Source organism: Mycobacterium shunyiense, assembly GCF_058270075.1.
Window position 1 is genome coordinate 125,633 of record NZ_JBZDPU010000008.1, and the last position, 23,272, is coordinate 148,904.

Below are 23,272 nucleotides of genomic sequence, written 5' to 3' on the forward strand. Positions count from 1 at the left end.
GCCATGACCCTGGAGTTCATTGACCGCCGCCGCGGTTCGGCGGACAGGTATTCGTGGATGCCGCCGTTCGATCGGTCGGTCGCCTACGAGAACGAACGCTGGTGGGACGAGCCCCGGCGCTACTCCGTGAGCGAGCCCTGGTTCGTGCAGGTACTGGAAGGCGGCGTGGAGGTAGCCCGGGTGGAACTCGACGACCCCGGCGGCATCAACCCCGAGTACACGGGTGTGCCGAAACTCGGGGATGAACGCCTAGAGATCCAGTTCATGGAGGTGGCCACCGCGGTGCGCAATCGGGGTGTAGGCCCCCGTGTGGTCCAGGGCCTCGCGGAGCTGCACCGTCAGCGTCGGTTGTTCGCATACAGCGAGGAGGCGGACGAGTTCTGGGCGTCCCTCGGCTGGGACCGCTTCGATCATAGGGACGGACAGCCGCAGTTCCACCGTGCGCTGTTCATTCAGCCGGCCCGGTGAGCGGCTCGCCCAACAGGGGAATCGAGCGGGTGATCGACTTCTCCTACGACGCATGCTGGCTCGAGTGCCCGCAGTGCGACGACCGCGTGGTCATGTCGTTCGAGGACCGCGACAGAGGAGAATCCCGCACCTGCCGTTCAGGGCACGACGTCTGCGCGCACCCTCGCGGCTCTCTAGGCACAGCCGGTTAGAGAAGTCATCGCTGCACCGGCGTCCGAGTCCACCGACCCGGACGCCAGCACTACCAGCGCGTGAGTCACCCTGTCCCAGTGGACATCAGCATGGCCGACCAGATCGCTCAACTCCCAGTGCCGATCTACCACGGCACCCGTGTCTCGATGGCGGAACGGATCATGCGGGACGGGTTCGCGCCTCCGCCGGTGTCGGAGCTGATCGAGGCCGTCGCCGCCGACCACGACGTCACGGTGGATACGCTGAGAGCAGATCTCAAGGCGTACAACAGGTTCGTGTTCGCCGACCCGCGGACGGACACCGTGTTCACGACGGGCAACCAGGTGAAGGCCGGCAGCTGGGCCGACCGCGCGCCGGAAGCCACCTGGGAGGCGTTGTGGGCCGTGTACCGAATCCGCCACTCGGAACTCGGCTGGGACTGGAACATGTCCCAGGAGGGGCACCTGTGGGTACTCGCGCAGCGCCTGGTCGACCCGCCGGCAGTGCTGGAGGCAATGGCGCCGCTCGGGGCGGTTCGCAATAGGCATGGCCGTCCCGCCGCAGAGCGCTTCCTCGCCGCGATCGAGTCGGGTGACCCAGACGCAGTGGTGCAGCAACACCGCCTCTTCGGCAAGACACCCGAGTGGCTGGTGGATCCCGGCGACATCACAGCACGCGGCTTCACTACGGTGCCCGCGAGGGTGGACAACGACCTGCTGCTGTTCCTGTCTGGAGAAAACGAGGAGACGTTCCGCGAGCAGCTGCGCACTGATCACTGGGGCGAGTGGGGTGCCAGCGCCCACCCGGGTGACCGGCCATGGCATCCCTTCGACGAGGTGTGGGCGCGGCTGTCCGGTGACCGGCGGGCCGAGTTGGAGGAGTTGGTCGGGCTCCCGATCACAGCGCTGCTCGGAGCCGCGGCCGAACTGGTGCCGGAGGCCTGACTCCTTACGTCGGACCGAATGACAGGATCACCCGATGAACGCCGTCACCTACACCGGCCACCGCCACCGCATCTACTGTGACCCGGTGGCCGGCACCGTTATCGTGACCCCGTACCGCGGCGGGCAGCCTTGGACGGTGGCGCTGGATGAGATCGAGGCCGTCGGCTTCCGGTATTCCACATTGATCAAACGCGGCACGCTGCGGCTGCTGGTCAAGGGACAGACGTGGGAGGAGATCACCGACAGCTCCCCGAACGCCGTGGGACAGGCCCGCGCAGTACCTCGCGGCGACGATGACGATCCGTTCACTATCGTCACGGCGTTCGGCCAGGCGGGAATCCCGATGGTGCCGCTGGATGGGAAGGGCCACGCGGCGAAGGTGAAGAAGCCCGGGCTGCTGGACGGCCTGGACCTGAGCGGCTACTGACCGAGGCGCCGACGCAGTTGCTCCCGCGCCTCCGACTCGCTCATCGCACCGGTCCAGCGCAGCAACCGGTGCCACTCGCGTTCCCCTACCAGGTAGTCCTCTGCCCACCCCGGCAGCCGCGGTCCGGGCAGATCCTCCGCGTACTCGTCCATGTCTACTTGGACGCAGCCCGACCGGGTTCGGTTCCACGCGGTTGCCGAGCCACCCCCGTGACAATCTCGCGCACAGGTGGGCGCAAATCGTGAGATAGGCTCACGACCAGGTGTATCAGCCGGTTGGGGGATTGGCGTGGCAAACGGATTGGAAGTCGACGGGGCGGGTCTGCGCACAGCGGCGTTCAGCAGCGAAGTCGTGGGCGCGGGGCTGACGGGCGGACACTTCGACACCGCCGCATCCTCACAGCCCAGCGGTGCCGGCGTGGCAGCGGTCAACGCGGCCCTCGCCTCAGTGCGTCAGCGTCAGTCGGCGCGCATCGAGGGCCAGGCCGATGACCTGTCGGTGAGCAGCGCCCGGTACGACACCACGGACTCCGACGGCCGCGACGCCATCAACACCACGGTGTCCGTGTGAGTCCGGCTGCTGCTCCCACTCCAGTCCCCACGCGCTCAGAGATCGAGGAGTGGGCGACTTCGCACCTGTCCGACGCCGCGACCACCTGGCGGACCGCGGCCACGGGATCCGAGAGCGCCTTCGATGAGCACCGCCAGAACATCTCGTCGCCGGGTGGCACCACCTGGGAGGGCACGGCGAAGGACGCCGCCCTCGACCGAGTGACAGCAGACACCGCCGTGGTCGGCCGTCAGAGCGGTGTACTGCGCGCCGCCGCGGACCTCGCCGAGAACGGCAGCCACGACATCAAGGCCGCCAAGGACAAAGCGGTGGAGGCGATCAAGGCTGCCGAGGACGCAGGGTTCAGCGTCGCCGAGGACTTGTCGGTGACCGACACCAAGCGCGTCGACGTGTTCTCCATGCGGGCGCGCCAGACATCCCTGAACGAGCACGCCGAGGACATCCGATGGGCGGCTCAGCAGCTCATGCAGGCCGACAAGTTGGTCGGTGACCGACTGGAGGCGAAAGCCGCTGATCTGGAAGGGATCCGGTTCGACGGCGAGAGCGACGGACGGAACGGTCACGTCGACCTCGTCGACCATGAGACAGATGGCTCAGACCCGAACCACCCTGCGGTGGGCGCACCGAACGACGGGTCGGGGCCGATGTCCGACGCCCAGGTCGCGGCCGCACTCAACGACCTGGTCAACGGACAGGATCTCTCCGCGGCGGAAGCCGCGCAGCTTGAAAACGTGCTGCGTGAAGGCCTGGTCGTAGCGTCCAGCCGCGGTCTGAACGCGAACGACGCCTATGCGCAGGCCGAAGAGGCCGCGACGAACTTCATGTCGAAGCTGCGCCGGCCCTACATCCGCAAGTCGACGCGCTTGGGTGTTTTCAGAGATTCGCTCCGCACGCCAGAAGGCGACTTCCTGTCGGACGTCAGCGGTGATGTGATCCCCGCCCTGCGGGATGCCGACGGGAAGTTGCTCTGGTTCGACGAGGTAACGGGCAGGCGTGTCGCAGAGGGAACACCGGGGGCGATGACCGTCCCGGACCAAGGCAAATACCATCTCGGACATGATTTCGGCTCCGAGAACTGGCGGATCCTCAGGCAAGCCATGGAGGAGGGCTGGACGCAACAGGAGCTCAACGACTTCGTGAATCGCCGGGAGAACTTCCGGATGGAAACACCGGCAGAGAACTCTGGTCACGCCAACGAGGACAAGAGTCCATACGCCCCAAATCCAGCCTGGACGCCAGACCGCATCGTGCAGGGAGCCAACGCCGCGGCGGGAAGCACTGCAGCGCCGAGCATCTCACTGCCGCCCAACCTGCCCAACGTGCTGAACCATCCGCCGGTCGCTCTGCCCTCATTCGACGGCAGTCATCACTCGCCTGTGCCGGGACTTCCGCCCGTCGCCCCGCCACCGCCGCTGCCGCCGTGGCTCACCGGTGCGGGTGGCGTGGGCGGCGGCGAATACACGTACAACCCCTTGGGTGGCCCGGCCGGCGTCAACGCCGATACCCTGCCTGCCCCCGCGCCGGCGGCTCCGTCTCCCGGGTGGTCCCCGCCCGACATCTCGGTTCACATGCCTGACGTGAACGTCACGCCCGAGGAAGCGGGGAAGGCGGGTGGGATCCTGGCGGGAATCGGCGGGGTCCTCGTGATCCTCGGTAAGTTCGGCAGCGATCTGGCCTACCTGCTCAAGTGATGACCCACCCAGACTCAGACCCCCGCAACGACCACCGTCGACTGATCACGGTGGAGTCGGTTGTCGACACCGTAGCCCCGTACCTTGCCGATCTCCGCCTATGTCGGCCGCAGGAGTCCCCGGAGTGGTTGTGGCAGTTGACTGTTCCGCACACTTGGCAGGTTGTCCAAGTCGACATGGGATCGGTCCAACCCACCAGGACAGCTGTCGTCGCCGAAGCCCGCGCCGACGGCGGATGGGACGGCTGCGAAACCATCAGCGTCTACCGATTCACCGGATGGCCGCCATGCAGTGTCATCTCAGAACACAACGACTGCACCTTGCGCGGGTTGGCCGCCGAGTCGCTCACGACGCATCAGTTGACGGTGCCCGAAGGGCAGCAGGCGTGCGCGGTGCGCAGCAGCGGCTACTTCACCGCCGCCGGGCGCCGCATGTGGGCGCAGTACAGCACCTACGTCATGGGAGGCAATACACCGAGCGCCGGTTCGCTGACCCTGCACGGCCTGTTCATCAGCGCCGACGCCCGCGCCCGGCTGCGCGATGACGTCACCGAGCTGTCGGACGCCGTGCACGACGCGTTCCTCACCGCGGCCGATACCGTGAATGCCGAGGCACCAACCATCCCGATTCCCATAACGGAGGTACATCCCCATGGCTCGTAGCGGTCGTCCGCCCAAGATCGACCCCCTCAGGCCGATCCACCGCGCGGTCATGGACAACGACGCCGCGGCGTTCGGTGTGGAGCTCGCTGAGGGCACCGACATCAACACCCCCGGACCCGAAGACATGACGCCGCTGCACATCGCCGCGGACCGAGGCAACGTCGAGTTCGCCAAGGCGCTGCTCGATTCCGGGGCGAACGTCGATCCGATCAACGTGTGGGGCAACACTCCGCTGTGGATGGCGATCATGAAGCAGAGCCGCACCTGTCCCGACGGTTCGATGGTGCGGTTGCTGCTGGACCACGGCGCCGACCCCAACCGCACCGAGGGCAAGAACTCCCCGCTGGTGATGATTGGCCGGATCGCCGGGTTCCCTGACGATCTCATCGAACTGATCGAGCAGAAGGCGAAGGGACAGTAGCCATCGCCGGAATCGAGGACGTGGCGGATCTGGCCGGGGTGCCGCTGTGACCGGGCCTGCGTGGGTCTGAACGCTCGACGGCGGCACGGGAGAGCATTAGCGCGGTGGGCGGTACTGTGCCGTTCGTGGCGAACAAGAAGTTCCGGTTGTCGGCCGAGGACATCGTGCCGGGCCTCGCTCCAGGGGACGGCTGCATGGCGACCGACCGAATCCTGGTAGACGGCAGCCAGGTCGGCTACATGTACCGCGACGGCTCGGGCTGGGTGTTCACCGCCGGGGACGAGACCCCGCAGTACCTTGCCGAACCCGGCCACGTGAACCTGCTGTCGCTCAACGAGATCGCCAACTACGACCGTGCGATCCTGCCGTACCTCCAGGCGCCGCCGGGGGCTGCGTTCATCCGACACGGGGACGCGTTCGTGGAGGATCCCGAGGGCGCGCCGCGTGAGCCGGATGAGCCGACACCGCCTGCGCTCAACCCGCAGTTCCCCGTCGTGAGCGGCTACCACGAGCTCAGCGCGGACTGGGTGCTCACGGTGCCCGAGCCGATGAACTTCCGCATTCACCAGGACACGGGCTCGTCCTCGGCGGTGTTCTGGCGGCCGGGCCTGACGGCGATGCTCACCCCGTGGGGTAACCCCCGCAACGACGCCCCGTCCGAGCGCCTGCGGCAGGTGAAGGGCCACGTCTCACCGCGGGGATTCGACCACGCTGAGTGGTCCGAGGACGGTGTGCACTACCTCACGTACCGCCTCGCCGAAGGGGCCGACGACGGGAGGCTGCCGGCGCTCTACGGCTTCGCGGTGAGCAGCGCCGGCCACCTGCAGCTGGCCGTGTACTTCGACAGCGGCGACGATCTGACCTCGGCGCAGGCACTGGTGCGGTCGATCAGATGTGGGCGATGAGTGGGTTCGCCCTGCCCGGCAACCAGACGGCGACGGGCTGTTCCGCACGTGTTTGAGTTCATGGAGAACTACCGGAACGTGTCCATCCCCGCGCCGGACATGGATGGAGTGACGCTCACTTGCAGCCTGGACGCCGGGCTCAGTGACAGTGACATCCCGGCCGGTGCCACAAGGCAGCTACGCGAATTCTGGCACCGCACTTCCGGAGGGCTGCTTCTCGTCGACGAACAGTTCGGAATATGCGGATTGACACTTCACAACCCGACAGAGGCGAAGCAGCGATCGCGGGACCGGGCCAATGACGGCTACGAAGTTTCGGAATCTGACTGGGTGCTCGGTGAATTCGTCGGCGACACCGACATGCTCATCATCGATGCGGACGATGCTGTATTGATTTCGGCGGGCTCATATCCACGCAGCGATTGGTATAGATTCGAATCCCTGTCTGACGTGTTGAGTAAATACGTGGAGACGGCCGCCGAGAAGTACTGGGAGCTGACCGGATAGTTACGTGGCAATGGTCTCAACGAAGCTCCGTACTAAGCGATTCCGGGGGATGACATGGTGTACATGGCGGGACAGCTGCTCTTCTTGGCAGTCGTCGCGGCGGTGATCGGCGGAGTGATCTGGGCGGTATCGGTGATGCGCAAGCCGCGTCCGCCGCTTGAGGAAGCGGACGACGAAGACGACGGGTGGTGACGCCGGTTTCTCCGCGGCGTTGGCCCGGGGCGCAGGGCGAGGCGGAGCGCTACGAAAAATCGCTCAGCAGGTACTCGGTCTCGCTGCCTACGTCGAACACCCGCCACCCGAGCTGATGCCCGTTGCGGCAGAACAGCTCTAGCAGCTCGCCCGTCGGCCTCGAGATCCAGATCGATCGAACATCATCGCGATGAATGTGGAAGCGCACTGCCGCTACACCATCCGGCAGGGTCACACCTGAAGTGTCGTCACGCCATGGAGTTCCGAGTCCGGCCGCCGTGATCCATGAGTTGATCTGATCGCAGATGTCGGTGGGACTCCCCATCGGGGGATATTCATCGGCACCCCATTGCTTCACTGTGGTCATGGGATCTTCAACGCCGGGGCCGGGGATGAACACGGCGGTCATGGAACCCATCGCGTCAGCATAGGCGCAGAGCGGGCGACGGCGACGCACGGCGGATCATCGCGTCAACCGTGAGTCGGGTGACGCCGAGGCGCTCCATCGCGTCGGCGGGGCGACACCTCGTGCGCAGACGCGCGGTGGTGTTGCGGGGCCTACCTTCGCCGAGCGCTCGCTCCGCGAGTCACGCAACGCAGCGGCTGCGTCGTCTCCCTCAGCCCGAACTCCGACTGCACGGCGGTGAGGCGGGCGTACACGTGCTGGCGCAACTCCGGCGACATCTCGGACTCGAAGTGCAGCAGCGCCCGTAGGACACCGTCCTCGTGGCCGGCCTCGGCTTTGGTGTGGGACGGTTCCGCGTCGGCGACCTGGTGAACGGCGCGGCGGAGGTCCTCGATCCTGCTGAGCTTCACCTCGTCGCGCTTGGCGGCAGCCTGCGCGACCGACAAGCCGGCATCCTCATCGCGCAACGCGTTGCCGTAGTGGCAGTCGGCGCTGCGGAGAAAGTTGAGTACCTCGTCGCGGTACGGCTCGGTGTCCTCCAACGCGACGAGTGCGGCCACCGGCTTGCCGGCGCGCACGATGACGATCTGTTGGCCGGTCCGGATCACCTGTTCGACTGCGGTGTCGAGGTCGTCGGCCAGTTGAGAGGTGGTCATGCACGCGGTCTGGGCAACGGTCATGGAGGGACCCTAGCGGTACCGGCGACGCCGTTGATCAGAACGGCCCGGTCACTCCCGATCTCGTTCCTCATCGTCCCACTGCTCGCCTTCGTCGCGGATGTTCTCGTTGTCGTACACGGGATCTGTCTGGTCCATGTCGGTCACCGTGCCCTCGGCTACCGCCGGGGCGGGTGTAGGGCGCGACCGCGGAGGCTAAACCCCAGCTCAACCCATTTCCAGGCTCACCCTGAGTTAACCGACGGGAATTTCTTCCCACCTCTTCTCTGGCCCTTGACCAGCGCATCGCCCCAGGTCGAATCTCCTTGCTCGCCAGCCCATCACAGTCACATCCGGTTTCTGTGCGGTGACCGACGAGAATTTCCATTCCCGCAGTTATCGAGCCCGTGAACAGGGGAAATAGCTTGAGAAATAGGGCGTTCCCGCACAGGGCGCAGGTAGACGTCGAGGCCGTGCCGACGCGCCCCATGCCTCATCGCGGCGGGCGAGCCGCATAGTTTCCGCCGCATGATGCTTCCCGCAGTGACTGCCGGCGCGCAGCCGCCGGACCTCGCACCCGATGTCGTCGAACGAATCCGGTCCGCCACCGTCTCGTCGCAGTCGGAGGGCACCCGTCGCGCCTACACGTCGGCGTGGCGGCGGTTCGAGGGCTGGTGCCGGCGCAGTGGGTACGAGGCACTGCCCGCGCATCCCGCGACCATCGCGGCGTACGTCGTCGACGCCGCCGAGACGATCACCCCGGACGGACAGCGCGCCTACTCGACGATGACGTTGGGGAAGTGGGTCGCCGCGATCGCAGACCGTCACCGCCGCGCGGGCGTGGAACCGAACCCTGCAGCGCACGAACTGGTGCGTCAGACCGTGGCGGGGATCAGGCGGCAGTACGCCTCCCGCGGTGACAGACCACGCATGCCTCGTACCCCGCTGCTCACCGACGACGTGGTCGCCATCGTCACCGCCGCGCGGGAGCAGGCGACCGGCTGGGTGTCGCAGGTGTACGAGCGCCGAGACAGCGCCTTGTTGCTGATGGGATTCGCGGCTGCGCTGCGGCGCAGCGAGCTCACGGCACTCACCGGCGCCGACGTGGAGCTGCACGCGGCGGACGGTGTTCACGTGCACCTGCGGAAGTCGAAGACGGACCAGTTGGGGGAGGGCGCCGTGTACCCGTTGCCGCGGTCGAAGGAGCCGAAGCGGTGCCCGCCGTGCGCCTATGTCCGTTGGGCCGCAGTATCTTCCGCGTTCGATGGGGGTGGCAAGGACGCGGTGATCCGGTTGATCACTGATGCGCCGGAGTTCGGGGACCGTCACGTGTGCCGGTCACGCGCGGCGAAGATCGACCCTCGGCGTCCGCTGTTCCGGTCGGTCCGCCGCAGCGGGATGCTCACTGACACTGCACTGTCCGGTGCGGGGGTTCATGCGGTGATCCGGCGACGGGCGCTCGCGGCGGGCTTCGATCCCGAGGCCGTCGCGCGGCTCGGCGGGCACAGTCTGCGGGCGGGATTCGTGACTCAGGCGGCGCGGGCCGGTGCGGATCACCACAGCATCATGAGGCAGACCGGACACCGGTCGCCCGCGATGGTCACCCGCTACGTGCGCGAGTCAGCGCCGCTGATCGGGAACGCGGTCACGCAGCTCGGGTTGTGACTGAGGCGGACTGATTCTCCGCTGCGGTCAGATGTCGGCGGTGGCGGCGTGGAACAGCGCTACTCGGTCGACGCCGTAGGCATCCGCGAGTGCGGCGAGTTCAGCGACTCGGCATGGTCGCTGGCCCAACTCGATGCGGGTGATGATGCTTTTGTCGATGCCGGACGCCTCCGCCACCTCGCGTACCTGCATCCCCGCCCGCTCGCGCGCCGCGGCGAGCACCTGGCCGATCTCGGCGTCGGCTTCGGTTACGCGCTGCGGGACCCACGGAGTCTTCTCGGTCTCAACCATCCGGACATTCTCCAGGGTGGGGCCGGCGCGTGGTCGCACCACTCGGTTGCCGTCGCCGTCACTACATCAGCTCGTCCCGGCCGAGCCTTGCAGAGAGGGCGGCGTCCGTCTCCCGCCGCGAGACCGCCTCGGAGTCTGTGATCTCAACGCGGTTCCCGTCCGGGTCGATCGCGAGGCTCTGCCGCTTGACGGTGAACCCCGCCACGCGCAGCGCCGCCGCCACCGCTGCCCGATCCCGCACCATGAATCCCAGCCGGGTGCGGGTGACGGGGTGATCGCCCGCTGGGTACAGCTCCAGCACGATCCCGCTGGGCAGCTCTGCGGCGTGGTGAACCGGGCCGCCTTGATGGCGCTGCTCGGTGAAGTCCAGGCCGAGCAACTCGTAGAAGTCTCGGCTTCGCTCCGGGTCGGAGACGTAGAGCACCAGAAGGGTCAGCGTCACGTAGCCTCCGCGACGATCATGACCAAGTGGTGTCCGGAGGGTGCGGACACCTCGTCGCGCGCGGAGGTGATCGTCACCGGCGCGTCGAAGAGCAGGGACAAGAACTCGGCCAACGCGGCGATGTCCGAAACGTTCGCGCGGATCACGGGGCGGGTGGCGGTGGCGTTGCTCATCCCTGCAGACTGCCACGCCACCGCGGCATCGGACACGGCGAAAAACACCGCTCTGCAATCTAGTTCACCGATCCTGCAACAGCTCGCGGAGCGGCCGCAGGTCCATCATCGTTTGCCGGATCTGTTGCACATGCACCGCGGCGTGCATCGAGGAATTGGCTCGCGGGGTGTCAGTGCGGCCCGGCAGGATCGGCCTCATGACCGAGACCGACGGCTACGGCTGGCCTCCGATCGACCCCAACGATGGCTGGGCGGAGCTCCTCGCTGCGCTCCGCGCCGACCTGGAGCGCATCGATCCGCACCTCGTCGTGCGGCAGGTGAAGCAGAAGCTCGGGACGCTCGAGGTGTGGGCCGAGGCGAGCGACCCGGAACTGGCCGAGTCAGTGCATGAGCGGATCGCCGCCGCCGAGCGGCAGTCCGCCGTCACCTGCGAACGCTGCGGAGCGCCCGGCCAGCTGCATCAGCGCGACAACGGCTGGGTACGGGTGGAGTGCGGCGTGCATTCCCAGCCCGCGCACCGCTGGCCGGCCTGCCCCTGGCCGGGGTGGGCGGCACTGTACGCGCACCTGATCCGCGACTTGGTGAACATCGACGAGGACCTGGTCGTCGAGAGCGTGGATGTGCGCGACGGGGAACTGCACGTAGAGGTGCGGGGTGCCGGTGCCGATCGGCACAACGCCGCGCTGGCGCGAGTGGCTGACGCCGAGGACCAGTCCCTGATGACGTGCGTCGTCTGCGGCGAGGAGGCCGACGTGCCCGAGGATGCGGTCCCACCGCTGTGTGAGGAGCACCGGTGATGCCGACGTCAGAAGATCGTGACCGCCGCGCTGCTGATCTTCGCGAGCGTGCCGCTCTCGTGCGCCGCGACAGCTGGGCGCCGTACGAGTCGACCTGGAGCGCAGGGGAAGTCGCGGGTGTCCGAGCCGTACTCGGAGAACCAGGTGCCGTGGAGGAAGCCGCCGAGTTGTGGGCGACAACGCTGTGGGGTGCCGGCGCGGCCGAGGCTGACGCCCGGACCGGTTACCAGTCCACGTGGAAGTGGTTCGCGGCGCTGCGGGGTCACGCCGCGGTTGACGTCGAGGCCACAGCGGGGATTCCGGCCGGTCCCGTCACCACGGCGGGGGAGCTGCGAGCTCTGCTCGACGGAGTGCCGGACGACGTGTTGATCCTGACTCAGGGTTACGAGGGCGGCTTCACGACGATCTCCAGCGCCACTCTGCATGAGGTGCAGCGGCTCGACCGGCACGGCGAGCAGGACTACCTGGGGGACTACGAGCTGATCGACGAGGCACAGCGGCAAGCTGCCGAGCCTGCTGGCGGAAGCGCCTGCAACCCGATCCAGGACTTCGTTCCTCCGACCTTGGTCGGGGAGCCGGTCACCGCGCTGATCCTTGGAAGGGAGGGCCGATGAGGTACGACGCCGACGCGCGCCGTCTCGAGCTCACTATCCGAAATCTGAACGCGCTCTTGGACAAACTCGGCGATCCGCAATCCGCCCGCGCCCTGGGCTCACCGTGTGGCCGCGTGATGGTGCGCAGCGTCGAGGACGGCGGGCGCACCAGCGCGGACACCAGCGAGGGCATGGTCACTGTCACCCGCAGCGAGCTCGCCGAGCTGCTGGCCGGCACTGCGGTCACGGTGGGTGGGATCAGCGTGGTTCCTGTGCCGGATGCCGCGCACTACAGCGGCCGCCCGGCCGGCGACGTGGTGATGCCGAGCAGCGGTGAACTCCGCAGCGGGGTGGACGCGATGAGTCTCCGGCACATCTGCGAAGTCTGCGGCCGGACCGAGATCCTCACTCCCGCCGCGGCGTACGAAGCTGGGTGGGATTATCCGCCGAAGATGGGGCAGTTCGGCGTGATCAGTCCGCGCACATGCCCGGCCTGCCCCATGGCGAAAACTGTCTGGGCTGCGCTCACCCTGGAGCAGCGCAGCCAGGAGGATCTCACTGAGGAACAGCTCGACGTTGTCGCTCGCATCCTCGCGGAGCCGATGTCGATCACGGTGGAGCAGCCGTGACGAGCGGCAGTGACATCATCGGCATCGAACCCCGTGGCGGCGCCGAAGGCACGGTGATCGAGCGCGTCCGGTGATCGAGATCGCGCTGTACGTCAGCGATGTGGAGCGGAGCGCGTTGTTCTACCGCCTCATCGGGTTCGATTTCCGCGCCGGCAAGGCCGGCCAGCTAGCGGCGCGGCTGCCCAGCGACGTCTGGATCGTGCTGCACGCCGCCGGACGCAGCCCTGTTACGCGCATCCACCTCACGTACCCCGTGGCCGATGCCGAGACAGTGACTGAGCAACTGCGTGACCATGGCTTCGTCGTCCGGCACAAGGCCCTGGCCCTGGACCCCGACGGCAATCGCATCGAGCTGCACGAGGCGGAGAATCCGGACCCGGCAAGCCTGCCCACAGCACGCGAGCTTGGATTCCCACCGCCGCCAACAGTCGGGGAGCTGCGACAGTTCCTTGCCGGACTCCCCGAGACGGCACTGGTGCTCACTGACGGGTATGAGGGCGGCTTCAGCGAAATCCTCGGCGCCACAAGAATGGAAGTGCAGCAGCTGGACCGTCACGGTGGTGACGATTACCTGGGCGATTACGAGGAGGTCAGTGAGGCGCTGCGGCAAGCGGAGCGGGGTAAACGCGGGGTCGCCGCGGGTGCAGTTCCGTCTCCGACGCTGATCGGTAAGCCGGTCACAGCCGTGGTGCTGACACGGGAGGGCCGATGACCGGCACGCACCCAGCGCGCAGCTAGTCGGCCAGCAGCTCGTCGATGAACCGGAGGAGATCCCGGTACTGGATCAGGGTTCGCGAGCCCAACTTGATCGAGCGGAGCCTGCCCTGGCCCATCAGCTGGTAGAGGTGTGTCCGACCGATACGCAGTTCGGCCATCGCCTCCTGAACCGTGAGAAGTGAGTCCGGGGTCAGGGTGCGTGGAGCCGAAGTCGCGGTGTCCGCCGTTGTCTCCTCGGGTCTGCGCGGCTCCGGCGGTGGAGGCGGCGATTGGTCACGGATCTCCTGCCGAAGGGCAGAGACGAGCGCGGTGATCGCAGCGGTGATGGGGTCAGATTCGGTCATGTACCCGAAGCGTAAGACCGGCAACGTTCCAGAAGCGTTTGCCGGTCTGATGCATCTTCGTTGCCAGATCCCTATGCTGCCCGCGCCGCAGCGATCACCCTGTCGATCTCAGACGCCTCGACCAGCGTGCGCCGGCCGAACTTGACCACGGTGATCTCGCCGCGCTGTCGCATGCGGTACAGGTACTCCCTACTGACACGGAGGATCTCGGCCGCCTCCTCCATGGTGTGCAGCTTCTGCGGCATCAGACCCGCGGCGTTGTTCTCGCTCATAAGGCCATGGTCTCTTGAGGCCACGACAGGTTCCACCGAGACCGCTCCGGAGCCTTCGGCGTGTCGAGGGACCGGGGGAGAGGCGTCGGGACACGCTGGTACACATCTCCGGACTGGGCGTCGTGCCAGGTCGCGACATGGTGACGGTCCGTCGCTGATGACCCACGGATGACCCAATCCCGTCCTGCGATCCGCTCCGCGAGACCACCTAAGTGCACGTCGGGACACGCCGAGCAATCCGACACCCGGAGCATTTACCCTGTTCGCGGTATCTTGAAAGCGAGAGACGGCTAACACCGTCCGGGGGTTCAAATCCCTCCGCCACCGCCATAAGGCGTGTGAGCCCGCCGGCCGTCAGGCGATGAGTCGATCGCTCAGACAGCAAGTGCCCGCAGATAGCGGCGGCGAAAGAAGCGTTGCGCGATCAGCAACGCGGGAAACAGCGGCCGCCAGGGCCACTCGGGTGCAGGCCGCGTCAGGGAGCGCAGTGTCAGAAATACTGTGCCGACGGCATTTCGGTGCACGATGAATGCCTCTTCGCCACAGACCGGGTGTCCGAGTCGCGTGCCGTACGCGAAACCGCAACGATCGTCGTCGTCGACGACAGCGACGACCCGTACCGGCTCCCGTACGACGACAGGTCCCCACCTTGCCGTGATGCAGAAGTCGGAACCTTCAACGGCAACACTGTTCGGTGCGACATCGAAGCCGCTGCGCCGCTTGATGCCCCACTGCATCACCTCGGCCGCCGCGAAGATCCACACAGCATTCCCGTGGCCGACGACGATCGTGTGCTCGAAGCGGCGGAAGGTCGGTGGATTGGCCGTCCAGACATCGCGGCCGGGTTCGGTGAGGCTTGCACCGGCATAGGTCAGTTCCGCCGGAAATGTCGGCATGGATGTGGCTGCCCTCAGTCCGCCCGCAGCACATCGAGCATCCCCGGCCGCAGCTGATCTGCGATCTGGTCCCAAGGCACGGTCACGACTACGTAGTCACCCATCACGTGGGCCACTGACACGTAGACCTCGAGCCCGCTCGACGTGGGCAACCAGTTGGCGTCGATGTCCTCGCCCGAGACCGAGCTCTCGTTGAGCCGCCCGCTGGTGTCCAGCTGCGGCAGGAGCGTCCGCAGCCGGGCCTGCGCGGCGGGGCGATCCTGGTAAAGGTCATCGACGGTGACCGGCGTCGCGGTGTGGGTCGCGATCACCACGGTGCCCAGACTCTGGTTGGGGTGCGCGGCGCCTTTGCCGTACCAGAGCAGGACGATGCGCCCGGCGACGACGCCGGACCCGATCCTGGTCACGCCGCTACCGAACCCGCCGGGCAGCTCCCCGTCGTCCACGCTCATGTCGGCGGACTGTGCGGGCATCCCGGCCCGCGAGGCCTGCATGGCAGCGTTGAAGCGCGCAGTGACGGCCGGGTCGCCGCCGGACAGCTGAGGGATGGTCACCGACTTGTCCGGTTGCGAGCCTGGCTCCGTGATCGACGTGACCGTGTAACCGTGCGCATCGGTGGCCAGTGGTGGGGCCGAGGTTGCGGCGGACGGTTCGTGCTTCGTGCTCGATGGCGTCGTACTGGCCGGTGCCGCAGAGGTTGTCGCACTTGTCGGGACGGCTGGTGGCGACGGTGCGGTGGTCGGCCCGCAACCTGTGAGGGTGACAGCGGCTACTGCGGCAGCCGTGACCAGTCTTGCCGGCAACATGAAGGTGAATCCTATCGGTCGGCTGCGGCCAGTCGCGGCGCATTGCAGCGGGTGTCTCCCGATGAAGGTGCCGGCCCTGATCGCAGCGCGCGAGCAGCGAACGAACACGAGGTGCTGGGTAGGTCTGCACGGCCGACGAAGGTCGATCAGAACGCAAGTTGCAGCGTGACGAGCGACAGAAGCGCCAGCGGCGCAGAGGCCATGAGTACCAACACTATTGGGACGACCATGCGACCCGCGACAACTGCCACCCATGCGCATCCTCCGGCCACGACGCCACTCACTGCGGCGATGCGGTTACCCAACACGTCGGTCCCCGGTGGCGCGACGCCATTCTCGAATCTGGATGCCATGTCCGTGTCGGAGAGCACCGCGAACACCAGTAGATACGCGACAACCATCGCAGCGATGCCGATGAACGACAGCGGCCCGCGGCGACTCGGTTCGTGATTCATGACGCCATCGTGGGTCACGGAGTGGACGACCGGATCAGTAGAACTACGCGAGCAACTTCTTGGGGCTCAACCGAATACCGGCAATCCGTTCGGGCCGATCTGTGGTGGCGGCATGAAGCACGGCGGGATGCCCGGCGCGTACGGCGGCACGCACGGCTGCGGAAAGCACAGTTGCCCATTCCAATAGGACGGTTGGTTCGGCGGGCACACGGTCATCGGATCGGCCATGGCGCTCACGGCGCCCGACAGCGCGGTCGCGGCGGCGAGCACCGTTGCCGCGAGGACCGTGCACAGCGTTGCCGGGAGCGAAGAAGGCAACTTGAACAACGTCGTCGACGCCATGCCTTGAAACGATAGCGGTTAACTGCGCGATGAGATGTGTTCCGCGGGTTCGCCGTACACCTACGTGTGCCGACACTAGGCTCGCTCGCATGTGCACAAGAGTCATGTGGCCCGAAGCAGGCGATGCGGTTCTGGTCGGCAGGAACATGGACTTCCACAAGGACCTGATGACCAATCTGTGGAAGCAACCCCGCGGCGTCAAACGGGATGACGGGGTTTCGGGCAAGCTCACCTGGACCTCGAAGTACGGCAGCGTGGTCGCCACGGCCTTCGACATCACCTCTGTCGACGGCATGAACGAGGCGGGCCTTGCCGGACACATCCTGTGGCTGGCGGAGTCGACCTACGGTGAGCCTGACGATTCGCGCACCCAACTCGGCCAGGGCATCTGGCTCCAGTATTTCCTGGACAACTTCGCGACGGTGGCGGAGGCGACCGCCTGGATCGCGGAGACCGATGTCCAGGTCGTACAGATGGACGATCCGACCGGCGGGGTCCGCCCCGGATTGCACTTGGCGCTCGACGATGCGACCGGGGATTCGGCGATCATCGAGTACGTCGACGGCAAGGCCCGGGTGTACCACTCGAAGGACTACAAGGTGATGACCAATTCGCCGACGTTCGATCAGCAGCTGGAACTGGTGAAGTCGTTCACCGGTCTGGGTGGCGATCAGCCGATCCCGGGCTCCACCCTGGCCAGCGACCGCTTCGCCCGGGCCAGTTACTACGCCGGCCGACTGCCCAAACCGGCCGGCCAGGTGGAGGCCATCGCCGGCATGTTCTCGGTGATCCGTAACGCCGCGCAGCCGTTCCGCATCCCGGACCCGGGCAAGCCCGATGCCTCGCAGACCATCTGGCAGGTGGTCCTGGATCTCACCAACAAGCGGTACGTCTACGAGTCCACCACCCGTCCGAACATCGTGTGGGTGGATCTGGCGGATCTCGACTTCTCGGAGGGCGGTCCGCAGCTCAAACTCGACCTGATCGGTGAGCTCGCCGTGCAGGGCGGCATCGCCGGCAACGTGGCCCACAAATTCGAGGACAAGGGTGCCATGACCTTCTTGTCGCTGGCGATGCTCCGTGAGCTGGAGGAAGGTGCGGCCGGGGCGAAGTGAGCCGCCTCTGAACCGTTCATCCAAAAATAACCTACGGTCCCGTAACCTACGCTACCGTAGGTTACGGAATGGCGCGTTGACGCCGTTGTGTCGCCAACACCTTGGGAGGACTGGAATGGACGCCCAGAGCGGAGTGCTCCACGAACTGGAACCGGTTGTCGCGAGCAACCTCGACCGCCATCTCTCGATGGCGCGGGAATGGTTTCCGCACGACTACGTCCCGTGGAGTCGGGGGCGCGACTTCGCCTTTCTGGACGGGGAAGACTGGCAACCCGAGGATTCGCCGCTGGATCATGTCGCCAAAGTGGCCATGACGGTGAATCTGCTGACCGAGGACAACCTGCCGTCCTACCACCGTGAGATCGCCACGCGCTTCTCCCGCGACGGCGCGTGGGGCACCTGGGTCGGGCAGTGGACCGCCGAAGAGGGGCGCCACAGCATCGCCCTGCGCGACTACCTCGTCGTCACGCGCGGTGTGGATCCCGTTGCCCTGGAACGTCTTCGCATGGCCCATACGGTGGCGGGGTACGACTCTGGCGACAAGACGCCGCTTGCGGCGATGGCCTATGTGTCGTTCCAGGAGCTGGCGACGCGGGTGTCGCACCGCAACACCGGGCGGGCATCCGGTTGCCTCATTGCCGATCAGTTGCTCGCCCGGATAGCCGCCGACGAGAACCTGCACATGGTCTTCTACCGCAATCTCATGGCGGCGGCGCTGGACATCGCGCCTGACGCCTCGATGATCGCCATCCGTGACGAGGTGGTGAACTTCGCGATGCCGGGTCTGGGGATGGCCGACTTCGCGCAGAATGCGATCACCATCGCCAAGGCCGGCATCTACGATCTGCGCGTCCATCACGACGACGTGGTGCAGCCGGTGTTGCGCTTCTGGCGGATTTTCGACCGAACCGATTTCGGGCCGGAAGGTGAGAAGGCCCGCGAGGAGCTAGCCCAGTTCCTCGATGCGGTCGACGAGCGCGCCCGGTTCTACGAGGAGAAACGCGAGCGCCAGCGCGTTGGCGCGGCTTCCTAGCAACCTGAGGGCCGCCACCGCGTCGCGCTAAACGTGTCGCACATCACACCTTCGGGGAGATTCACTCCGCCTTGATCTTGGGTATCGAGGAGTAGTTGGTGCGAAAAGTTGTCGCGGGTCGAAACGAGTGGGGTCGAGAAATGAACCGGATTGGTCGTTGGTTGGCGGCAGTGGCATCGTCGGCGTTCGTGGCGGGTGGGTGCATCGCCGCTGCCGGGCAGGCTTCTGCGGATTCGTGTGCGGACGTGCAGGTGGTATTCGCGCGGGGCACGTTCGAGCCGCCGGGCGTGGGTGGTGTCGGGGACGCGTTCGTCAACGCGCTGCAGGCCAGGACCGGCGGGAAGTCCGTCGACGTCTACGCGGTGAATTACCCTGCCTCACTTGACTTTGCGACTGCAGCCGACGGTGTCGCCGACGCGAGCAACAAGGTCAGGGCAACGGTGGCGGCCTGCCCCGACACCAAGATCGTGCTGGGCGGTTTCTCCCAGGGTGCTGCGGTGGCCGCTTACCTCACCGAGGATGCGGTGCCGCAGGGGTTCGTGTTGCCGCCGAGCATCAGTGGCCCGTTGCCCGCGGAGGTGGCCGATCATGTCGCCGCGGTGGCGTTGTTCGGCAAGCCGTCGAGCGGCTTCCTCCAGATGATCTACACCGGCGCACCGCCGATCACGGTTGGCCCCCGGTACGCCGGGAAGACCGATGATCTGTGTATCCCGGAGGACCCGGTGTGCTCGCCGACCGGTGGTGACAGCAATGCGCACAACCTGTACGCGGCGAACGGCTTGACGGACCAGGCTGCCGACTACGTGGCCGGCAAGCTGGGTGTCAAGCCCGCCGACCGCAGTGTCGATCAGGCTGCCGGGCGGTAGGAGCTCCGAAGCTGACACACGCTACTGTTCGGGCACGTTCTCGGATAGGGGAGAGTCAGTGACGGATCAAGAGCCACAGTTGACGGCGGCCCAGAAGGCCAAGCTGTACCTTCAGGCCGCAGGCGCGTTCGCGCGCAATCCCAAGGCGCTGGTCGCTCTCGTGAAGTACAAGATGGCAGAGCGGAAGTCGGCCAAAGAAGCAGGCTGACACGGCGTCACGGTCAGGCCGCGCCCAATTGGCGTGCGGCCTGACCCAGCATTTCCACACCGGTCGCGATCTGATCCTCGGTCAGGTTGGCATACCCGAGGATCAGCCCGGGGGGCGCGGTCGCCGGATCGGCGTAACAGGGCCCCAACGGCTCCAGTCGGATACGTGACTCGGCGGCGCGTCGGGTCAGCTCCTCGAGCGGGAATCCTTCCGGAAATCGCACGGTCAGGTGCACGCCTGCGGCCGCGCCGAGAACCTCGGCCTGGGGTAGGTGCCGCGACAACGCTGTCAGCAGCGCGGCGCGGCGGGCCGGATAGCGTCGGCGCATCTGCCGTAGGTGACGGTCGTAGCCACCGGAGGTCAGGAACTGGGCGAACGCGATCTGATCCATCACCGAGCTCCCGGTGTCGGCAAGGCTTTTGGCGGTTCTGACCCGCTCGATCAGGTGGGCGGGCAACACCATCCAGCCGATGCGCAGCCCCGGGGCCAAGGTCTTACTGGTCGAGCCGAGGTACACCACCCGGTCCGGCGCGACTCCCTGCAGAGCGCCCACCGGCGCCCGGTCGTAGCGGTACTCGGCGTCGTAGTCGTCTTCGATGATCAACCGCCCGGGCTGGGCCCATTCGAGAAGTGCGGTGCGCCGGACGGCCGAGAGCACCACCCCTGTCGGCGATTGGTGGGCCGGAGTGGTCAGCACCGCCGTGGCATTGCCGGCGGCCAGTGCGGCGACGTCGATACCGTTGTCGTCCACCGGGATCGGGACCGGCTCGACACCGTTGTGGCGCAGGATCATCCGGTGCAACCAGAATCCGGGATTCTCTGCCGCGATCGGCCCGTCGAGGCATCGGGCCAGCAGCGCGACGGCTTGGGTTGCGCCCGAGCACAACACGATGCGGCGTGGATCGGCGACCACGCCGCGGGTACGGCGCAGGTAGTCGGCCACCGCGCTCCGGGCGGCCGGCAGCCCGTGGGGCGCCACGTAGCCGAATGCGCTGGATTCGATCTCGGCCAGGCCCTGGCGCATGGCCCGTAGCCAGGCCTGACGCGGGAAGCTGGCGAGATCCGGTGAGCCTGGCGCGAAGTCGATGTCGAAGCGGGGGCGAACGCGGTCAGGACCGAAGCTGCCGGAGGGGGCGGCGTCGACGGCCGCGACCCGGGTGCTGCCGCCCTGGCTGCTGTGCAGGAATCCCTCTGCCGTCAGTTGCCCGTAGGCCTCGACCACGAGCCGTCTCGACACTCCGAGGTCGGCGGACAGGACACGGGTGGACGGCATCCGGGACGCCGGAGCCAGCCGACCGGAACGGATGGCATCGCGCAGTCCGTCGGCGAGTTGACGATGCAGCGGCGCCTTGCTGCCCCGGTCGAGTTCGACCAACAGCTCCGGACCCGAACTGGTACCCGAATCTGCCATGGAATTGGAGCCTACTCGGAGACCACTGCAGCGTTAGCGTGATGACATGGCCAATGCCGCGCCGCCGGTGCCGCAGACCCGGCGCTACCCCGAAGTGGTCCTCGCCGTGTTCGGCGCCTACTCGGTGATCCTCGGTCTGTTCATGTTGTTCGCGCCGGGCACATTCTTCGACACCCTTGGCGCGTTCGGCACACGCAACGATCACTACATCCTCGACAACGCCTCGTTCGAGTTACCGCTCGGGCTGATGATGCTGGCGGCGCTGAAGTGGCCGCGTTGGCGCGTGCCCACGCTGGCCTTCGCGACCGCGCACTGGGTCCTGCATTCGTTGAGTCACCTGATCGACACCAACCACGCCGCAGGCAACTGGGTGGGTTGGTTGGAAGCTGCGGGTCTGGTGCTGACCACGGTGCTACTGGCAATTGCCTTACGTATCAGCATGTCCGACCAGAAATTCAACGTAGAGGCAGGAGAACCATAGATGCGTGTCCTGGTGGCGGGTGCAACCAGTGTCCCGGGAATCCCGTTGCTGCGGGAGCTCACCGCACGCGGTCACGAGGTGATCGGGGTGACCCGCTCGTCGGGCAAGACCGCCCAGATCTCCGCCGAGGGTGCCAAACCGGTGGTGGCCGACGTCCTCGATACGGGCCAGATCGACGCGGTGCTGGCCGAATTCGCACCGGAGGCGGTGGTGAGCCTGCTGACCACACTGCCGAAGTGGGGTCCGAAGCGCCCCAAGGACTTCGGCCCCGCCACCGAACTGTGGAGTCGTGGGGCGCCGAACCTGGTGGCAGCGGCCCAACGTGCGGGCGTGCGTCGCGTCGTCGCGGAATCGGTCATCTTCGCGTACGGCTATGGCGCAGACGGGCCGACCCGGATCGACGAGAGCGATCCCTACCCGGGGCCGCCACCGCCGCACGGCGCCGAGTTCCTGGAGGCGCTTCGTGGCATGGAACGCACGGTGTTGAGCTCGGGTGAACACAGCGGCACCGAGGGAATCGTGTTGCGCTACGGCGTTTTCTATGGGCCTGGGGTGATCCACGACGAGCTGTTCCACCGGCTCGCCAAGTGGTGGGCCCTGCCGGCACTGACCGGTCCGGGAGTCCTGTCCTGGGTACACATCGACGACGTCGCCCGGGCCACCGCCGACGCCCTCGACAGGGGCCGGGGCGGGCAGATCTACAACATCGTCGACGACCGCCCCCAGTCCTTCGGCGACTACGCCAGGGAGCTCAGCCGCAAGCTACACCGGCCGCCACCGGTGCCGATCTCGCACCGGCTGGTAGGACTGGTCGCCTCGTACCCGGCGACCGCGTTCGGGCAGGCGTGGCTTCCGCTGTCGAACGCGAAAGCCAAGGCCGAACTCGGCTGGACGCCTATTCCCCGGTGAACTGCGGCGGGCGCTTCTGGAACATCGCGGTGACCGCCTCGGCCAGATCCTTGGACGGCAGGAACGCCGAGTTCCACGCGGCCACGTACCGCAGGCTCTCGGCCACCCTGGCGGTGCGCTGCTGATCCAGCACGTCCTTGACGCCGGCGACGGTCAGCGGCGGGTTGGCGGCGATCTCGTTGGCAGTGGCGTGCGCCGCCGCCAACGAGGCATCGGCGTCGTCGTACACGTCGTTGACCAGACCGATGCGCGCGGCATGCGATGCGTCCACGTCTTTACCGGTCAGAACCAGCTCGCGCAGGTGCCCGTCCGACAGGATCAGCGGCAGGCGGGCCAGGCTGCCCACGTCGGCGACGATGGCCAGCTTGGTCTCGCGCACCGAGAATTTGGCGTCGGTGCTGGCGTAGCGGATGTCCACCGCGCTGATCAGGTCGACGCCGCCGCCGATGCACCAGCCGTGGATCGACGCGATGGTGGGGGTGCGGCAGTCGGCGACAGCGGTGATGGCGCCCTGCATCTTGCGCAGGGTGGTGTGGAAATCGGCCCGGGCCTTCGCGCCGGCGTCCAGTCCCGGCATCGTCGCGCCCATGGCAGGCAGGTCCAGGCCATAGCTGAAGTTCTTGCCTGAGCCGGTCAGCACGATCGCGCGTACGTCCGGGTCGGCGTCGAGAGCGCCGAACACGTCGGGCATCTCCGCCCAGAACGCCGGACCCATCGCGTTGCCCTTGCCGGGACCCAACAGCGTCACCTGGGCGACGTAGTCCTTGATCTCGACGGAAACGGACTCGTACGTGTCAGACATGGAGT

The 23,272-nt window shown here is 66.9% G+C and carries 35 protein-coding genes; 21 read left to right on the forward strand and 14 right to left on the reverse strand.

The features are described 5' to 3' along the window. Positions 1–3 precede the first annotated feature (3 nt). The 3 genes from AC4ELH_RS07305 to AC4ELH_RS07315 all read left to right on the forward strand — a co-directional run bounded on the left by AC4ELH_RS07305 (position 4) and on the right by AC4ELH_RS07315 (position 2,010). Positions 4–468 (forward strand): GNAT family N-acetyltransferase, encoded by a 465-nt coding sequence (locus AC4ELH_RS07305; protein WP_498883671.1) that lies wholly within the window; start codon positions 4–6, stop codon positions 466–468. A 269-nt stretch (positions 469–737) separates the two neighbouring features. Continuing rightward, positions 738–1,583 carry a hypothetical protein gene (locus AC4ELH_RS07310; protein ID WP_498883673.1) on the forward strand — a complete coding sequence of 282 codons (846 nt, stop codon included), beginning with the start codon at positions 738–740 and terminating at the stop codon, positions 1,581–1,583. A gap of 34 nt (positions 1,584–1,617) precedes the next feature. Next, the gene (locus AC4ELH_RS07315; RefSeq protein WP_498883674.1) at positions 1,618–2,010 is read left to right on the forward strand and encodes a hypothetical protein; all 393 of its coding nucleotides are present in this window, start codon (positions 1,618–1,620) and stop codon (positions 2,008–2,010) included. Here the strand turns inward: AC4ELH_RS07315 and AC4ELH_RS07320 are convergent. After that, on the reverse strand, positions 2,004–2,162 hold the full coding sequence (locus AC4ELH_RS07320) for a hypothetical protein (RefSeq protein WP_498883676.1): 159 nt from the start codon (positions 2,160–2,162) through the stop codon (positions 2,004–2,006). The genes AC4ELH_RS07315 and AC4ELH_RS07320 overlap by 7 nt on opposite strands. Positions 2,163–2,298: 136 nt before the next feature. On the opposite strand from AC4ELH_RS07320, the gene AC4ELH_RS07325 reads away from it, so the two are divergent. From AC4ELH_RS07325 to AC4ELH_RS07355, 7 genes are all read left to right on the forward strand, one after another. Then, complete coding sequence (locus tag AC4ELH_RS07325; RefSeq protein WP_498883678.1) at positions 2,299–2,580, forward strand: hypothetical protein; 282 nt, start codon at positions 2,299–2,301, stop codon at positions 2,578–2,580. Beyond that, complete coding sequence (locus AC4ELH_RS07330) at positions 2,577–4,271, forward strand: GH-E family nuclease (RefSeq protein WP_498883680.1); 1,695 nt, start codon at positions 2,577–2,579, stop codon at positions 4,269–4,271. Before AC4ELH_RS07325 ends, AC4ELH_RS07330 begins: the two co-directional genes overlap by 4 nt. A 176-nt stretch (positions 4,272–4,447) precedes the next feature. After that, positions 4,448–4,933: a hypothetical protein gene (locus tag AC4ELH_RS07335; RefSeq protein ID WP_498883682.1), complete on the forward strand. Its 486-nt coding sequence runs from the start codon at positions 4,448–4,450 to the stop codon at positions 4,931–4,933. Then, positions 4,923–5,354, forward strand: coding sequence for an ankyrin repeat domain-containing protein (locus tag AC4ELH_RS07340; RefSeq protein WP_448401935.1), 432 nt, complete (start codon positions 4,923–4,925; stop codon positions 5,352–5,354). The genes AC4ELH_RS07335 and AC4ELH_RS07340 overlap by 11 nt, the downstream gene beginning before the upstream one ends. A 125-nt stretch (positions 5,355–5,479) precedes the next feature. After that, positions 5,480–6,259: a DUF2185 domain-containing protein gene (locus AC4ELH_RS07345; RefSeq protein WP_498883683.1), complete on the forward strand. Its 780-nt coding sequence runs from the start codon at positions 5,480–5,482 to the stop codon at positions 6,257–6,259. 48 nt (positions 6,260–6,307) lie between these two features. Beyond that, entirely contained in the window at positions 6,308–6,766 is a 459-nt protein-coding gene (locus AC4ELH_RS07350) for a hypothetical protein (RefSeq protein ID WP_498883685.1), read from the forward strand. Positions 6,767–6,829: 63 nt separating this feature from the next. After that, the gene (locus AC4ELH_RS07355) at positions 6,830–6,958 is read left to right on the forward strand and encodes a hypothetical protein (protein ID WP_498883686.1); all 129 of its coding nucleotides are present in this window, start codon (positions 6,830–6,832) and stop codon (positions 6,956–6,958) included. A gap of 49 nt (positions 6,959–7,007) precedes the next feature. Here AC4ELH_RS07355 and AC4ELH_RS07360 read toward each other — a convergent pair whose 3' ends face one another. Beyond that, positions 7,008–7,367: a hypothetical protein gene (locus AC4ELH_RS07360; RefSeq protein ID WP_498883688.1), complete on the reverse strand. Its 360-nt coding sequence runs from the start codon at positions 7,365–7,367 to the stop codon at positions 7,008–7,010. Between the two features lie 149 nt (positions 7,368–7,516). Beyond that, the gene (locus tag AC4ELH_RS07365) at positions 7,517–8,044 is read right to left on the reverse strand and encodes a hypothetical protein (RefSeq protein WP_498883690.1); all 528 of its coding nucleotides are present in this window, start codon (positions 8,042–8,044) and stop codon (positions 7,517–7,519) included. 504 nt (positions 8,045–8,548) lie between these two features. Between AC4ELH_RS07365 and AC4ELH_RS07370 the strand changes: the two genes are divergently transcribed. Next, positions 8,549–9,685, forward strand: coding sequence for a site-specific integrase (locus tag AC4ELH_RS07370; RefSeq protein ID WP_498883692.1), 1,137 nt, complete (start codon positions 8,549–8,551; stop codon positions 9,683–9,685). A 27-nt stretch (positions 9,686–9,712) separates the two neighbouring features. Here AC4ELH_RS07370 and AC4ELH_RS07375 read toward each other — a convergent pair whose 3' ends face one another. The 3 genes from AC4ELH_RS07375 to AC4ELH_RS07385 form a co-directional block, all read right to left on the reverse strand. Then, on the reverse strand, positions 9,713–9,976 hold the full coding sequence (locus tag AC4ELH_RS07375) for a helix-turn-helix domain-containing protein (protein ID WP_498883694.1): 264 nt from the start codon (positions 9,974–9,976) through the stop codon (positions 9,713–9,715). A 61-nt stretch (positions 9,977–10,037) separates the two neighbouring features. Then, positions 10,038–10,418: a VOC family protein gene (locus tag AC4ELH_RS07380; RefSeq protein ID WP_498883696.1), complete on the reverse strand. Its 381-nt coding sequence runs from the start codon at positions 10,416–10,418 to the stop codon at positions 10,038–10,040. Then, complete coding sequence (locus AC4ELH_RS07385; RefSeq protein WP_498883698.1) at positions 10,415–10,591, reverse strand: hypothetical protein; 177 nt, start codon at positions 10,589–10,591, stop codon at positions 10,415–10,417. The genes AC4ELH_RS07380 and AC4ELH_RS07385 overlap by 4 nt, the downstream gene beginning before the upstream one ends. 197 nt (positions 10,592–10,788) lie before the next feature. On the opposite strand from AC4ELH_RS07385, the gene AC4ELH_RS07390 reads away from it, so the two are divergent. The 4 genes from AC4ELH_RS07390 to AC4ELH_RS07405 all read left to right on the forward strand — a co-directional run bounded on the left by AC4ELH_RS07390 (position 10,789) and on the right by AC4ELH_RS07405 (position 13,322). Next, positions 10,789–11,388 carry a hypothetical protein gene (locus AC4ELH_RS07390; RefSeq protein WP_498883700.1) on the forward strand — a complete coding sequence of 200 codons (600 nt, stop codon included), beginning with the start codon at positions 10,789–10,791 and terminating at the stop codon, positions 11,386–11,388. Beyond that, positions 11,388–12,002: a hypothetical protein gene (locus AC4ELH_RS07395; RefSeq protein WP_498883701.1), complete on the forward strand. Its 615-nt coding sequence runs from the start codon at positions 11,388–11,390 to the stop codon at positions 12,000–12,002. The genes AC4ELH_RS07390 and AC4ELH_RS07395 overlap by 1 nt, the downstream gene beginning before the upstream one ends. Beyond that, on the forward strand, positions 11,999–12,610 hold the full coding sequence (locus AC4ELH_RS07400) for a hypothetical protein (protein WP_498883703.1): 612 nt from the start codon (positions 11,999–12,001) through the stop codon (positions 12,608–12,610). Before AC4ELH_RS07395 ends, AC4ELH_RS07400 begins: the two co-directional genes overlap by 4 nt. 70 nt (positions 12,611–12,680) lie before the next feature. Beyond that, on the forward strand, positions 12,681–13,322 hold the full coding sequence (locus tag AC4ELH_RS07405) for a VOC family protein (RefSeq protein WP_498883705.1): 642 nt from the start codon (positions 12,681–12,683) through the stop codon (positions 13,320–13,322). A 22-nt stretch (positions 13,323–13,344) separates the two neighbouring features. Here AC4ELH_RS07405 and AC4ELH_RS07410 read toward each other — a convergent pair whose 3' ends face one another. From AC4ELH_RS07410 to AC4ELH_RS07435, 6 genes are all read right to left on the reverse strand, one after another. Beyond that, the gene (locus tag AC4ELH_RS07410) at positions 13,345–13,671 is read right to left on the reverse strand and encodes a helix-turn-helix domain-containing protein (RefSeq protein ID WP_450072485.1); all 327 of its coding nucleotides are present in this window, start codon (positions 13,669–13,671) and stop codon (positions 13,345–13,347) included. Between the two features lie 71 nt (positions 13,672–13,742). Further along, on the reverse strand, positions 13,743–13,943 hold the full coding sequence (locus tag AC4ELH_RS07415) for a helix-turn-helix domain-containing protein (RefSeq protein WP_498883707.1): 201 nt from the start codon (positions 13,941–13,943) through the stop codon (positions 13,743–13,745). A gap of 374 nt (positions 13,944–14,317) precedes the next feature. Beyond that, positions 14,318–14,839 (reverse strand): DUF1990 domain-containing protein, encoded by a 522-nt coding sequence (locus AC4ELH_RS07420; RefSeq protein WP_448446201.1) that lies wholly within the window; start codon positions 14,837–14,839, stop codon positions 14,318–14,320. A 14-nt stretch (positions 14,840–14,853) separates the two neighbouring features. Next, complete coding sequence (locus AC4ELH_RS07425; protein ID WP_498883710.1) at positions 14,854–15,645, reverse strand: hypothetical protein; 792 nt, start codon at positions 15,643–15,645, stop codon at positions 14,854–14,856. A gap of 146 nt (positions 15,646–15,791) precedes the next feature. Further along, a complete protein-coding gene (locus AC4ELH_RS07430; RefSeq protein ID WP_064885877.1) occupies positions 15,792–16,100 on the reverse strand; it encodes a hypothetical protein in 309 nt (102 codons plus the stop codon). 66 nt (positions 16,101–16,166) lie between these two features. Next, entirely contained in the window at positions 16,167–16,442 is a 276-nt protein-coding gene (locus tag AC4ELH_RS07435) for a hypothetical protein (RefSeq protein WP_498883711.1), read from the reverse strand. A gap of 89 nt (positions 16,443–16,531) precedes the next feature. Between AC4ELH_RS07435 and AC4ELH_RS07440 the strand changes: the two genes are divergently transcribed. The 4 genes from AC4ELH_RS07440 (at position 16,532) to AC4ELH_RS07455 (ending at position 19,664) form a co-directional block, all read left to right on the forward strand. Beyond that, positions 16,532–17,557, forward strand: coding sequence for a linear amide C-N hydrolase (locus AC4ELH_RS07440; protein WP_064885873.1), 1,026 nt, complete (start codon positions 16,532–16,534; stop codon positions 17,555–17,557). A gap of 115 nt (positions 17,558–17,672) precedes the next feature. Then, positions 17,673–18,590 (forward strand): acyl-ACP desaturase, encoded by a 918-nt coding sequence (locus AC4ELH_RS07445; RefSeq protein WP_055118498.1) that lies wholly within the window; start codon positions 17,673–17,675, stop codon positions 18,588–18,590. A 140-nt stretch (positions 18,591–18,730) separates the two neighbouring features. Continuing rightward, positions 18,731–19,456 carry a cutinase family protein gene (locus tag AC4ELH_RS07450; RefSeq protein WP_055118496.1) on the forward strand — a complete coding sequence of 242 codons (726 nt, stop codon included), beginning with the start codon at positions 18,731–18,733 and terminating at the stop codon, positions 19,454–19,456. 58 nt (positions 19,457–19,514) lie between these two features. Continuing rightward, entirely contained in the window at positions 19,515–19,664 is a 150-nt protein-coding gene (locus AC4ELH_RS07455) for a hypothetical protein (protein ID WP_157923448.1), read from the forward strand. Between the two features lie 13 nt (positions 19,665–19,677). Here the strand turns inward: AC4ELH_RS07455 and pdxR are convergent, their stop codons facing one another. Next, positions 19,678–21,075: a MocR-like pyridoxine biosynthesis transcription factor PdxR gene (pdxR, locus tag AC4ELH_RS07460; protein WP_448446209.1), complete on the reverse strand. Its 1,398-nt coding sequence runs from the start codon at positions 21,073–21,075 to the stop codon at positions 19,678–19,680. Between the two features lie 46 nt (positions 21,076–21,121). Here pdxR and AC4ELH_RS07465 point away from each other — a divergent pair, with 46 nt between their 5' ends. Beyond that, positions 21,122–21,556, forward strand: a complete 435-nt coding sequence (locus AC4ELH_RS07465) for a hypothetical protein (protein WP_064847794.1) — start codon at positions 21,122–21,124, stop codon at positions 21,554–21,556. Then, positions 21,557–22,465: an NAD-dependent epimerase/dehydratase family protein gene (locus AC4ELH_RS07470; RefSeq protein ID WP_498883715.1), complete on the forward strand. Its 909-nt coding sequence runs from the start codon at positions 21,557–21,559 to the stop codon at positions 22,463–22,465. On the opposite strand, the gene AC4ELH_RS07475 is transcribed toward AC4ELH_RS07470, so the two are convergent. Then, a complete protein-coding gene (locus AC4ELH_RS07475) occupies positions 22,452–23,267 on the reverse strand; it encodes a crotonase/enoyl-CoA hydratase family protein (RefSeq protein ID WP_463806147.1) in 816 nt (271 codons plus the stop codon). The genes AC4ELH_RS07470 and AC4ELH_RS07475 overlap by 14 nt on opposite strands. Positions 23,268–23,272 lie beyond the last annotated feature (5 nt).